Annotated in this window: 2 protein-coding genes; both read left to right on the top strand. The window is 66.7% G+C overall.

All coding sequences use genetic code 11. From position 1 onward, the window contains the following. Positions 1-223: 223 nt before the first annotated feature. Positions 224-1414, top strand: coding sequence for a substrate-binding domain-containing protein (locus H3005_RS08800; RefSeq protein ID WP_100552668.1), 1191 nt, complete (start codon positions 224-226; stop codon positions 1412-1414). A gap of 196 nt (positions 1415-1610) precedes the next feature. Beyond that, a complete protein-coding gene (locus H3005_RS08805; protein ID WP_191077954.1) occupies positions 1611-14009 on the top strand; it encodes a filamentous haemagglutinin family protein in 12399 nt (4132 codons plus the stop codon). The last annotated feature ends 112 nt before the right edge of the window (positions 14010-14121 follow it).

The raw sequence follows: 14121 nt of genomic DNA on the forward strand, positions 1-14121 counted from the left end.
CATCCACGCATGGCGTGGATCTACAGATGCCCGGTTTCTCCACACAATCCTCCACACCTTTTTTCGATCTTCCACAGGTTTCTTAAGCGGCCTGTCATCGGCGGCGACCAGCATGTCCCTGTCGCCGCAGAGTGGGCTGGGAGGCCCTCGGCGGCAGCAGGCGTGTAGTGACCGTTCCTCCCTTGGTGTTTCACCTTCGCAGTAAACCCTTCAGGAGAAGATCATGAACAAGTACAAGACCCTGGCCGCGCTGGTTGCTACCGCGCTGCTCGCCACTGCTGGCGCCGCTTCGGCCCAGACCGCCGTCACCGGCGGCGGCGCTTCGCTGCCGGCCGACCTCTACAAGGGCCAGGCCGACAGCATCCTGCCGGCCAACTTCAGCTACGCCGTGACCGGTTCGGGCACCGGCAAGAAGGCCTTCCTGGAAAACAACTCGGCGCTGTTCTCGACCACTGGCACCGTGCATTTCGCTGGCAGTGATTCGGTGCTGAGCGGCACCGAGCTGAACACCTACAACAGCACCTACAACGTGGCTGGCGATACCAACCGCTTCGGCGCGTTGGTACAGATTCCTTCGGTTGCCACCTCGGTCACCGTTCCGTTCAACAAGGCCGGTTCGGCGGTTGACCTGTCGGTTGCGCAGATCTGCGGCATCTTCTCGGGCAAGATCACCAGCTGGTCGAGCATCGACAGCAACCGCAGCGGCAACATCCAGGTCGTCTACCGTGGCGAGAGCAGCGGTACCAGCGAGCTGCTGGCCCGCTTCCTGACCAGCGCCTGCCAGCCGGCCGACGTCTCCGGTACCACCCTGAAGCTGACCAACGGCGTGCCGGCGTTCTCGGTGCAGTCGACCTTCGCCAACCTGTTCACCACCGTGCCGTCGAACTTCATCGCCGCTCCGGCTACCGGTGGCACCTCGCTGTACAACGCGGTGTACGCCGTTGACGGCCGCGTCGGCTACGTTGGCCCGGACGTGATCCCGAGCCTGGTCGACGCCACCAAGGTGGCCAAGGTCAAGGGCTTCTCGCCGGATGAAGTGAGCGTGCAGGCGACCCTGGAGACCGCTGCTCCGCCGACCGGCGCCGCTGCTGAAAACCCCGCCAACTGGGTGCCGGTGTTCGGCAACCCGTCCGCGGGCTATCCGATCGCTGGCTACACCAACTTCGTGTTCGGCCAGTGCTACAAGAACGCCACTGTTGGCGCCAACGTCCGTGGCTTCCTGACCCGCCATTACGGCAGCGTCGTGGTCGCCGGCGTCGAGCAGGGCCCGAACGATGCGGCCATCCGCGCGCACAAGTTCATCCCGCTGACCAAGGCCTGGCGTGATGCGGTCCGTACCCGCTTCGCGACCGCCAGCAATGCCGGCGCCGTGAACAACCCGAGCACCTGCTCGGGCATCGGCCGTCCGCTGTAACTGTCTGCAAAGCAACACCTGCTGATCGAAGCGCCGGCCGAAATGCCGGCGCTTTCTTTCGTGGTGGCACCGCATCCGCGCTGAACTGTCGTCTTCACGCCGCGGCCACCGTCTATCAGGTGCAGGGCATGCGTAGCGCAGGCCCCCTTCGTACTCGCCGCCGCCAACGCGGCCCATCAGGTTGACGAGGTCCCCGATGTCGCACCCGCATTCGCCCGCTGCCCGTTTCTCCGCCTCCCTGTGGCGCAGCCACCCGATGGCCTGGGCCGTGGCCGTGGCGCTGGGCACCGTGGTTGCTCCTGCCAGCCAGGCGCAGCAGGCGTTCAGCCCCGGCTGGTTCGCCGACCGCGGCGCCGCCCAGGGCGCGGCAGCGCAGAGTGGCCGCATGCCCAATGGCGTGCCTATCCAGTTCCAGCTGCCTGCACAGCAGCAGGATGCGGCGCGACAGAAGCTGCAGCAGTCGATCGACAACCTCGGCACGGCCGCGCAGGCCATCGCATTGCAGCAGCGCATGCAGGAGCAGGCCAGGCAGGCGCGACGCGAGGCGGGCTTCGTGGTGGCCGATGGGCTGGGCAAGGATGGCCTGAAGGTGGACGAGAATCCGCTGACCCGTGGCTGGATCAATGCCCGCGAAGCGATCCAGTCGCAGGGCGCCGACGGCCGGGTGCAGGTCAGCATCGAGCAGACCGCTGACCAGGCGATCCTGAACTGGGAGACCTTCAACATCGGTGGCAACACCACCCTCAATTTCCTGCAGAACCCGGACTGGGCGGTGTTGAACCGGGTCAACGACCCCAACGCACGGCCCAGCCAGATCCTGGGCCAGCTGAAGGCCAACGGCACGGTCTTCGTTGCCAACCGCAACGGCGTGGTGTTCGGCAACAACAGCCAGGTCAACGTCCGCAACCTGGTCGCCGCCGCAGCACGGATCAGCGACGCGCAGTTCCGTGACAACGGCCTGTACAGCGCCGACGCGAATACGTCTGCGCTCACCGATGCGGTGGGCAAGGTCATGGTTGAACGTGGCGCGCGCATCACCACCCATGAACCAACCAGCGCAACGCGTGGCGGTGGCTATGTGCTGCTGGCCGGCCACAGCGTGGAAAACGCGGGCCAGATCGAGACGCGCAAGGGCCAGGCCCAGCTGGCGGCCGGTGACAGCTTCGTGATCCGTCGCGGCGTGGGCACGGCGCAGAACACGGCTTCGACCACCCGGGGCAATGAGATCGCGCCGCGCTTCGTCACCGACAGCACGGCCGGCAGCGTTCGCAACAGCGGTCTGATCCAAGCGCGCGAGGGCGACGTCACTCTTGCCGGCCGCACGGTCGAACAGACCGGTGTAGCGGTTGCCACCACGACGCTGAACCAGCGCGGTACCGTGCATCTGCTGAGTTCGTCCTCCGACAGCAAGGGCAGCGTGACTCTGGCCACGGGTTCGACGACGGCGGTGCTGATCGAAGATGACGGCAAGACCACTGCGCTGGACAGCCAGCGTGATGCGCTCATCAAGGAGTCCGGTGAACAGGACAAGCTGCGCGGGGCCAGCAACAGCGGCACCTTCGACAACCTCTCGCGCCTGCAGGATCGACGCGAGCAATCGCGCATCGAGATCGTCTCCGGCGGCGACGTGAACTTCCAGGCCGGCTCGCTGGCGGTGGCGACCGGTGGTCAGGTGATTTCCGATGCGGGCCGCCGCAGCTATCTGGACGACGGCGCCCGCGTGGACGTGGCCGGTGCGGTCGGTGTGCAGGTGGCAATGGAGAGCAACAACGTCAAGGTGAAGGTGCAGGGCAACGAACTGCGCGATTCGCCCGACAACCGTGACAGCGGCAAGCTGATCAGCAGCGAGGTGTGGATCGACCGTCGCCAGTTGACCGAGGTGGCTGCGGGGACAGGGGGCTATGAAGGCACTCGCTGGTATGCCGGTGGCGGCTTGCTGGAAGTGAGTGGCTACCTCGACAACCAGGGACATTCGATAGGCGAATGGGCCGCGCAGGGTGGCACCGTCCAGCTGGCTGGCAAGGAAGTCGTCAGCCACGCCGGTTCGCGTATCAATCTGGCAGGTGGCAGCCTTGATGTGCAGTCCGGCGTGGTCCAGCAAAGCTGGCTGCGTGGCCGCGATGGCCAGCTGTACCGTCTTGATGATGCCCCGGCAGAGATGCTGTACGACGGCCTGTACCGGGGCTTTGAGGTGAAGCAGGAGCGCTGGGGCGTCACCGAATCGTTCCGCAATCCGCTGGTGGCACCGGCGCAACGCTACGACAATGGCTACACCGTGGGGCGCGATGCGGGTCGGTTGCTGATCTCGGCGCCTACCGCCGTTCTGCAGGGGCAGGTGGACACGGCCGCCTTCCAAGGGCTACAACAGACACGGCGACCCGATCAGGGGCAGGATGGATACGCGCAGGCGCAGACGGCGGCTGCCCGCAACGCTCAACTCTGGCTGGGCCGCTACGACAACACCGGGCGCAATGCGGTGTACGACTCGCACGTGCGGATTGGCGAGATCGCCACCGACGCCCGCCCCTGGTCGCTGCAGGCGCCGGTGGAAGAGTCACAGCGCAGCACGGTGTCGCTGGACAGCAATGTCCTGAGCGCACAGCGCTGGGGCCGCGTCGACATCGCCACGGCGGGACGTGTTGAACTGGATGGCACGCTCAGGCTGCAGGAGGGCGGGCAGCTTGCTCTCACCGGTAGCCGGGTCAGCTTCGGCGGCACCGTGCAGATCGCGGGTGGGCAGGTGGAGGCGGGCAACCTGCTTCCGGTGCTCGGTCGGCCCACCGCGTTGCTGTCCGCCGGGCGTGGCGCGGTCGATGTTGCTTCTGGTGCAGGGTTTGATCTTGCTGGTGGTTGGAGCAATCCCTTTGCCGTGTCGGATGGCGGCGCCACGCAGGCTTGGATTGACGGTGGACAGCTGCGCATCAATGTCAGCCATGACATCACCGTGGCTGAGGGCGCACGTATTTCGGTGGATGCGGGTGGCAGCATCGATGCAAAGGGCAAGGGCCGGGTAGGTAAGGGCGGCAGCGTCAGCCTGTTGGCGGCCAGCACCGATGTCGCCACCGATGGCAGTGGTCGGCTGCGTATCAGCGATGGCGTCCGCTTCAGTGCGCTCGGCAGCGGCAGCGGCGCCTTCACCCTTGCGACCGGGGGCAAGGTCGCCATTGGTGGTGAAGCGCCGACGTCGGAAGCGCTGCGGTTGCAGGCACCGCTGTTCAGCAGCGGCTTTTCCCGCTACGACATCGGTGGCCACAACGGGCTGACCGTTGAAGACGGCGTGCAGTTGAATGTGGAACAACCGGTCCTGCGCCTGGCCGAGGGTGCGCAGAGTGCTTCGAGCCGTGAGCAGGGTCTGCAGGCATGGTCACCCTTGTTGTACATGGTGGATCCTGCCAGCGGTCGCGTCAGCCAGCGCGCGGGTGCGAGCCTGACGCTGCGCGCCGGGCATCTGCTGTCGGCCGGTGACCTGCACATCGGCAGCAATGCCGTGCTCAACGTCGACCCAGGGCAGTCGATCGAATTGTTCAGTTCCGGCGACATCAATGTGGCGGGCACGCTGAAGGCGGCGGGCGGTCGCATCCGTCTGGATGAAGCCTTCGATCCATCGACGGTGCGTGCCGACGGACGGCGCGAACGCCGCTGGGCGATCGCCGACGGGGCGCTGCTGGATGTGAGCGGCGATGCAGTTTCCGCCGCCGATGCGCGCGGGCAGCTGCGCGGGCAGGTGCGCAAGGGTGGCACGATCGAGATCGGCGGCGCACTGGATTGGGAAGAACAGGGCAGCGTGCGCCACCTGCCACCTGACACCTTCGTGGTGGTCGAGCGCGGGGCGCGACTGGATGCCTCGGGAGCATCGGCACTGCTCGATATCGACGGCAGCGGGCGCACTCGGGTGGACAGTGACGGCGGCAGCATCGTGCTGCGTGCGGCCAATGCGCTGTATCTGCACGGTGCGCTTGATGCGGCGGCAGGTGGTGACCAGGCGCGTGGCGGCACGTTGGGCGTCGCCTTTGGTGGCGGCACCTATGGCAGCACGGCAAAAGATTCCGAGGTGCTGGCGCCACGGCTGATTTCGCTCACCCAGAACACGCGGCAGACGGAGGTGCTGCCCGCGCGCCTCGAGTACGGTCACGCCGCGCTGTCGGTCCAGCAGATCACGGCGGGCGGCTTCGATCATCTCTCGTTGTTCGGTGATGTCCGGGCGCAGGGTGACGTCAATCTACGCATGGACCAGAGCCTGCGGATCCACGGCGTGAACGAGCGTTCCCTGGGATTCGCACCGGGCAACAGCGAGGGCAGCCGCCTGCAGCTGAGTGCGCCCTACGTCCGCCTTGCGCAGGGGCGTTGGTGGCAGCCGGCCGGCGAAGGCACGCTGCGTCCGCTGGAGGCATCGTTCGACGCGGGCAAGCAACATCGTTTCGATGTCACCGCCGACCTGATCGACCTGCGCGATGTCACCTGGCTGGCCGGCTTCGATCACGTCGACCTGCGCAGCAGCGGCGACATACGCATGCTGGCCCCGGTCGCCAGCAGTTCGCAGGAATCCACCCTTGCAGGCCCGGGGTCGATCGATATCAGCGCCGCGCGCCTGTATCCGGCGGCCCAGGCCAAGGGTCGCATCGTTGCAGGCGTTCCGACCATCGGCCCTTCTGGATTGCCGTCCTGGGAAAATCCAGAGGCCGTACTGCGCATCCATGGTGTTGCGGGCGGTGCGCGACCGGCACCGGATTCTGCGTTCGGCAGCCTGGAACTGGTGGCGGCGACGGTGGTGCAGGGCGGCAATGTGCAGGCGCCATGGGGCCGTGTGCAGCTGGGCGGCCAAGAATTCAACTCGGATCGCGCCAGTCGTGTCGATCTGCTTGCCGGCAGCGTGACCTCCATTAGTGGCGCCGGCCTGACGCTGCCATTCGGCGGCACGGTGGACGGTGTGACCTGGCGAAAGGCAGGTGCCGAATTCAATATGCTTGACCCCGGATCGGTCAATATCCCGATTGGTGTGGACATCGTGGCCAATGCGTTCAACGGCGCCACAGGCAGCGTCGTGGATGTTTCCGGCGGAGGTGAGTTGTCCGGCGCTGCCTTCGTGGCCGGGCGCGGCGGCTCGGTCGATATCCTGCGACACACGTTGGCGGATGCGAATCCGCGCTATGGCTTCAGTCACGCTGGCAATGCGGTCTACGCCATCGTGCCGGGGCGATCGGACGTGCAGGCTCCGCTGGCGACAGCAGACGGCAGCGCCAACCCGCGTGTGGGTCAACAGATCACCATACCCGCAGGCGTACCGGGGCTGCCGGCCGGCACCTACACGCTGCTGCCAGCCAGCTACGCCCTGCAGCCCGGCGCGTTCCGCGTCGAGATCGGCGCGGAGAACGCGATCGGCAGTGGCCAGCCGGTGTCGACCGGTACCGGTTCCTGGCGGCTCAGCGGGCATCAGGGCCAAGGCTTCGGTGGTTCGGTCTCGCCGCTGCTCACCGATCTGCTGCTGACGCCTGCGGAGACCGTACGGCGCCATGCCAGTTACAACGAAACATCCTACGGCACATTCGTGCAGGGCGTGGCTGAACGTCGCGGTGAAGCGCTGCGCTGGCGACCCGTAGATGCCGGCAACCTCAGCCTGATGCTCGGCGATGGCGCGGGTCGCATGGGCACGCCGGCCGTCACCTTTGCTGGACTGTCGCGCTTCAATCCAGGCAGTGCACAGGGGCGCGGCGGCATTCTCTCGGTCAACCTCGTTGCGTCGAACGGTGCATCGCTGGAGATTGTCAAAGAGGGCAGCAGCACCAGCACCGAACGCGGTGCCACCGTCTTCGACGCAGCGCTCAATGCGTTGCGCCCGGCAACCTTGTTGATCGGCGGAACGTTCCGCCGCGATGCGACCACCAGCACGGTGGAAGGCAACGCAACGCGCCTGGCCGTGCGCAGCGGCGTCAATCTGCTGGCGCAGGAGGTGCTGCTCGCGGCTGCCTTCGGCGGCAAGGGCATCCTTCTGGAGCAGGGCGCCTCGATCGACACCCTGTCCCAGGCCGATCCCTCGCGCGTGGACCAGGCCACGGCGCCCTACCTGGTCACGGGTGGATTGCTGGCGGTGTCCAACCAGCGCCTGACGGCGCTGAGCGCACAGGGCGGTTCGGCGGCAGGGGCGGTGGCGATCGATATTGGTGGCTGTGCGGCGGGCTGCAGTGGGCAGACCCGTTTGCTGTCTGCTGGCAGCATCAATGTGGTCACCGACGGCGCCTTGAACATCGGTGATGCGGTGAGCTATGGCACCCGTCAGCTGGGACTGGGCATGTCCGCGCTCAACCTGGGCAGTGCCGAGGCCATTGCAGCGGCAATGGCGACGGGCGGATTGCCGGCCGGCATGACCATGAACCAGGATGTCCTGCAGCGGCTGCTGCGCGGCAATACTGCGTCTGGCGCGCCTGCGCTGGAAGCACTGAGCCTGACCGCGCGTGATGCGATCAATGTGTTCGGCAGCGTTGACCTGGATACCCGTGACAGCGCGACCGGGCGCAGCAGCCTGCGCAGCCTGGTACTGGGTGCACCGGCCATCCATGGCTACGGTGCCACCACGGACCGCGCGCGCATCACTGCCGATACGCTGGTCTGGGACGGCACGCTGGCGGGCACGACGTTGCCGGGCGGCGAACAGGCACAGCCAGGCGGGGAGGCGATGGTCGGTCGTCTCGGCAGTGGCCAGCTGGAGATCAACACGCGCACGCTGCAGTTGGGGCGAGCGCCGTTCACCCGGCCAAATTCGTCGGTGGCCGCCGATCGCCAGGTCCTCGGCTTTGCCGGGGTCACGCTGGCAGCGTCCGAGAGGATGCTGTTCTCGGGCAAAGGCAGTCTTGATGTCTTCCAGCAGCAAGGTGGATATGTGGCTGGCAGCGGCTGGCAGCTGACGGGAGGCGCGCTGGATATCGTCACGCCGCTGCTGACAGGCGATGCGGGCGCGCAACTGGCGATACGCAGTGGCGGCAACGTGCAGGTGCGCGGCGCAGCCGCCACCGCTGGCAATGACGCGCTGGGGGCGGAACTGTCGATCAAGGCCGATCGCATCGCGATCGACAGCCGGGTGGCGCTGGCCTCCGGCCGGTTCGATGCGAATGCACGCGAGGGAATTTCGCTGGGCGGCAGCGCCGTGCTGGACCTGGCCGGCCGCAAGGTCAGCCTGTATGACGTGGACAAATACAGCTGGGGTGGCGATGTCACGTTGTCATCCAGCGAGGGCGATATCAGCGCCGATGCGGCTTCGCGCATCGACGTATCGGCACGCAACAACCGTGGCGGTCGTTTGACGGTGCAGGCACTGGGCAAGCAGGGGGGCCGCGTGGCGCTGGCCGGAACACTGCTGGGCGGTGCAAGCGGGCGCTACGATGCCGGCGGCACCGAGGTGCCCTACGACGGCGCTGAACTGGTGTTGCGTGCACGCCAACTGCAGGACTTTGCCGGGCTCAACACACGGCTGACGAGCGGTGGCATTACGGGTGGCCGTACCTTCCAGTTGAGCGAAGGTGACCTGGTGATCGGTAATGAAGTGAAGGCTCGCCACGTCGATATCAGCCTTGATGGTGGCAGCCTGCAGGTCAACGGCCGCATCGATGCCAGCGGCGAACAGGTCGGCAGCATCCGCCTGTCGGCACGCGATGTGCTGCGCGTGGATGGAGCGCTGGATGCCCACGGCAGCGCCCTGCGCGTGGACAGCTACGGCAAGATCATCGACAGCCCGAACCGAGCGACGATCGAGCTGACGTCGGCCAGTGGAGGCCTGCAGCTTGGGGGGGCGTCGGCGTTGGATCTGCGTGCGGGCACCTCGGTGCCGGCCGGTACCGCGGCGGGGCAGAACGATGGACGTGCACACGGCAGCGTCAAGCTCAATGTGCCGCGCGTGGGCACCGATGATGCTGCCATCGACGTGGCCAACGGCATCCGCATCGTCGGTGCCGGCGATATCCAGGTCAACGCAGTGCGCATCTATGACTCGGCACCGCTGGCCAGCGCGCCGGATGTGCATGGCCATCGCCCGCAGGTGATCAACCAGCGCTGGCTGGATACGGTGGTGGACCCGGACAACAGCGTCTGGATGAACGGCGCGCTGGCCAACACCGGCCTGCAGCAGCGCACTGCGGCCTTGGGGAGCTACCGCCTGCGCCCGGGTGTGCAGATCGTGGCGCGGACCAGCAGTGACAACCCGCGTGGCGATCTGGTCGTGGCCGGCGATATCGATCTGTCCGGCTATCGCTACGGACCGCAGTCGAACCGGCTCGATCCTGCGCGCCGCGGTTTCGGTGAATCGGCCGCGCTGGTGCTGCGTGCCGAGGGCGATATCAATGTCTACGGCAGCATCAATGACGGCTTTGCGCCGCCGCCGGCCAATCCCGATGAGGACGGCTGGGTGCTGCTGGAGGGGCGCAGTAGCGGTACGCCCAACACCGCGTTCGGCGGCGACCTGATCGTGCCCGGCGAGGGTGTCCAGCTGCAGCGCGGCACCGAGTTCCGCGCCGGCGCCACGCTGAACTATGCATTGCCATTCGAGGGCGTGACCTTGCCGGCGGGAACCGTGCTGCCGGTGGAAATGGTGTTGTCCGGGCCGCTGCTGCTGCCGGCCGGTACTGTGCTGGGCGCGGCAGTAACGACAGGCAGCGGGCAGGTGATGGCGGCCGGTACCGTGCTGGCACAGGCGCTGGCATTGCAGTCCGGCTCCCGTCTGGGTGCCGGCTTCCGCCTGCGCACGCCAGCGCCGGTGGCCGCACAGGTGTGGCCGGCCGGTGTCGCCCTGCCCATGGCAATGAAACTCTCCGGCGCACTGGATCTGCATGCCGGTGCGATCATTCCCTCGATGACCAAGGTGGAGCTTGCCGGCGACGCGCCGGTAAAGCTGCGGACCGCGGATGCCAGCGGTCGGCAGGGACGCAACTGGGCGCTGGCGGCTATGCTGCCTGAAGGCACGACGTCCTGGGATCTGACTGCGGTGGCGGGTGCGGATACCACCGCCGCCGACCCGCGCACCCGCCGCTGGGGCAGCGAGGGCAGCATCGTGCTGGCGGACAGCCACTACAGCACCATCGGCACGGTGACCACGACGACGGAATGGAAAGGGGATCGTCTCCTCAACCTGGAAGGGTCACTGTTCTGGTGGGGAGATGACAGCCTGGTCGGCAAGTCGCCCAAGGAAGTCGCCGAGCTTCTGGGGGTGCTGGAAGAATCGGTCTGCAGCGACGGCCCCTACTGCATTGCGGCACCGCGCCTGGTGGACAAGGAAGGGTCCTTGCAGTGGTGGGGCGATGAGTCGTGGGTCGGCAAGCCGGCATCGGAACTGGGTGTCGAACTGGGCATGTCCGAAGAAGAGGTCTGCGCGACGATGGGCTATTGCTACGGCGGCGGCACGTTGACCGAAGTGACCACTTACGGCAAGCGTTTGGGCGCCCCTGCCTGGAGCGTGCTGCGAACGGGCAAGGGTGACTTGACGCTGCTGGCCGCCCAGGACGTGCGCATGAAGTCCGGCTTCGGTGTGTATACCGCAGGTGCGCCGACGTCGTTGGGCGATGGCTACGACGCGCAGTTCAACCCGGCGCGTGCGGCTGCGCCCTGGCAGACCTCGCTGCTGGGCAAGAATCAAGTCTCGGGCAGCTATGATGCGGCGCTGGTCAACTACCGTGCCTGGTATCCCGATCATGGTGGCGATGTCAGGGTCGACGCGGGGCGAGACATCATCGGCGATGTCTGGACGGGCCGGTCCGAATCGGGCACCGTGCAGCGCGACCAAGCGGGGCATTCAAGTGCTGCGGTGGGAAACTGGTTGTGGCGGCAGGGTTCGGGCACGACAGAGGGTGTCCAGACCACAGCAACCAGCTGGTGGATCAACTTCGGCACCTACAGCACCGTCGGCGCCGAGCAGGACGCGACGCCCCGCATGGTCGGCTTCACTGGCTTCGGCACATTGGGAGGGGGCAATCTGTCCCTGGAAGCAGGCCGCCACTCGGGGGTGATCGCTTCGATGGGCAATGCCCTGGGATTGTTGACTGCGCCCCATTCCAGCGCCATCGTCGCTGCGGTCGGGTCGACCGGACGCGTCAGCAACGGTGAACTGCATCTGACGGGGGGCGGAGACCTGACGCTGCGAAGCGGCGGTGCGCTCAACCCGGGCCTGCGTGCGAGCGCGCAGCAGCCCGAAGGTTTCCTGCAGGATCTGGATCTCAATGGCGCCGTGACCAATCTGCGGGGCAGTACACTGCTGCAGGCGGCGCGCATCGGTGGTCTCAGCGCGGTACAAAGCAGCTACGGAACGTTGGGCCTGAAGAATCCGTTCGTGGCCGACGCACCCGTGGCGATGGCGGGGCCGGTGCTCATCCTGGGTGATTCCACCGCCCGCCTGCAGGCCCGTGGCGACATTGTTCTTGGTGGCGCCGCAGATGCGGGGCGTGTACCGACGTCCAACTACAACGACGTGGTTCTGAGTGATGGCCAGCATGCAGCTGGCACTACGTGGTTCTCGCTCTGGACCCGAGGCACTGCACTGGACCTGTTCTCGGCAGGCGGAAATCTCGCACCAAGCCTGGCCGGAAGTCTGCATGCAACCGGTAGCAACATGTTCGCTGAAGGCGTCGCGCTGCAGGATCGATCCATTCCCCCCAACATCAATTACTGGCTGTATCCGTCCAGGTTCAGCGCGGTGGCAGCGAGTGGTGACATCATCAGTGCCTCGCTTCGAGGCCTCGGACCGGGCGCGAACACGGGCGATGTGATGCTGCTCGCGCCTTCGGCCAGCGGCCAGCTCGAGGTTCTGGCCGGGGGCTCGATCTTTGCCGCGATCGATGCCACGGGCATTGCACGTTCCGGTAGTGATGCCCGCCTCCCTGGTCCCTTTGATCCTGCATTCATGGCCCAGCGGGGCGTCAGCCGAATCCGGGTCAGCCACAATCTCTCCGACGATGGGGTGCAGGGGGCCGATCCGGCGGCGATCCTGCCATTGTTCGCGTTCGGCCCCAGTACCCCGACCACCGGTGCGCTGACGTCCCGCCCCACTTCGCCAAGTCGCTTCTATGCCGTTGCCGGTGACATCATCGGGTTGGGCAGTGGCGGCCGCCGACAGCTGATGCAGAACACCGGTATCGCGAACCGGACCCTGTTTGATTGGTATGAAGCGGGATCGGCGGTACAACTGCGCGCGGGTCGCGATGTGATCAACGCGAATGTCACCGCGCTCAACACCAGCGGTACCGATATCAGCGGGATCGACGCTGGGCGGGACATCATCCGCAGCAACCTGACGGTGGCCGGCCCCGGCAATGTCGAGGTGAATGCCGGCCGCCAGCTGCGCCAGGAAGAGGCCGGAAGCATCGTCAGTCTGGGAGGCGTCGTTCAGGGTGACACTCGCCCGGGCGCGAGCATTGCCGTGACGGCTGGCAATCAAGGCATAGACTTCGATGCACTGCGCGCGCGCTACCTGGACAGCGCCAACCTGGCCGACCCGGCACAGTCGCTGGCCTCGCAGCCGGGCAAGGCGGTGAAGATCTACGACAAGGAACTGAAGCAGTGGCTGCAGCAGCGCTTCGGCACCGCTGCCGAAGGTACGGATGCACTGGCCGCGTTCGATGCGCTGCCGAAAGAGCAGCAGCGCATCTTCCTGCGCCAGGTCTACTACGCTGAACTGCGCGAAGGTGGTCGTGAGTACACCAATGCAGAAGGGCCGCGTTTCGGTTCCTACCTGCGCGGGCGCGAAGCGATCGCCACGCTGATGCCGGACAAGGATGCCAATGGCGCAACCATCAACCGTACTGGCGATATCGTGATGTACGGCGGTTCCGGCGTGCGCACCGAAGCGGGCGGCAACATCGAGCTGATGGCACCGGGCGGGCAGATCGTGGTGGGTGTGCAGGGCGTGGTGCCTCCGGCCAGCGCGGGCCTGGTCACCCAGGGGCAGGGCGACATCCGGTTGTTCAGCCAGGACAGCGTGCTGCTGGGCCTGTCGCGGGTGATGACCACCTTTGGTGGCGACATCCTGGCGTGGTCCGAGCAGGGCGACATCAATGCCGGCCGCGGTTCGCAGACCACGCTGCTGTACACCCCGCCGCGTCGCGTCTACGACACCTGGGGCAACGTGATCCTGTCGCCGCAGGCCCCTGCCAGCGGTGCAGGCATCGCAACGTTGAACCCGATCGCCGAAGTGGCGCCGGGCGATGTCGACCTGATCGCGCCGCTGGGCACCATCGACGCGGGCGAGGCAGGTATCCGCGTGTCGGGCAACATCAACCTGGCGGCACTGCAGGTGCTCAACGCCGCCAACATCCAGGTGCAGGGCGACAGCAAGGGCCTGCCGGTACTGGCCTCGGTGAACGTCAACGCGCTGGCGTCGGCCAGCGCTGCGGCCAACAGCGCCAGCCAGGCCGCACAGGATGTGATGCGCAAGAGCCAGGACGATGCGCGGCGCAACCAGCCGTCGGTGATCAGCGTGCAGATTCTCGGCTTCGGCAGTGCCAGCAGCAGCATCGACCCGCCAGCACGCGGAAACACGGCAGCCGCCACGGGCTACGACGTCAACAGCGCCTTCCAGTTCCCGCAGGCCCGGGCAGACGCAGGCAAGCAGCCGACCCAGTAGATCCACGCCATGCGTGGATGAGGAACGGTGCGGACCAAGGCCCGCACCCACCACGCGCAGAACAGAGGATCGGGCCAGCTGCCAGGGAACGGTGGCGGCCCCAGCCAGGACG

The sequence above is a fragment of the Stenotrophomonas sp. Br8 genome, from assembly GCF_014763005.1.
In the GTDB taxonomy this organism is placed as follows: domain Bacteria; phylum Pseudomonadota; class Gammaproteobacteria; order Xanthomonadales; family Xanthomonadaceae; genus Stenotrophomonas; species Stenotrophomonas lactitubi.

Excerpts from the sequence above, each read along its gene's own strand:
- H3005_RS08800 (WP_100552668.1), top strand. The coding sequence starts at position 224 with ATGAACAAGTACAAGACCCTGGCCGCGCTGGTTGCTACCGCGCTGCTC.
- H3005_RS08805 (WP_191077954.1), top strand. The coding sequence starts at position 1,611 with ATGTCGCACCCGCATTCGCCCGCTGCCCGTTTCTCCGCCTCCCTGTGG.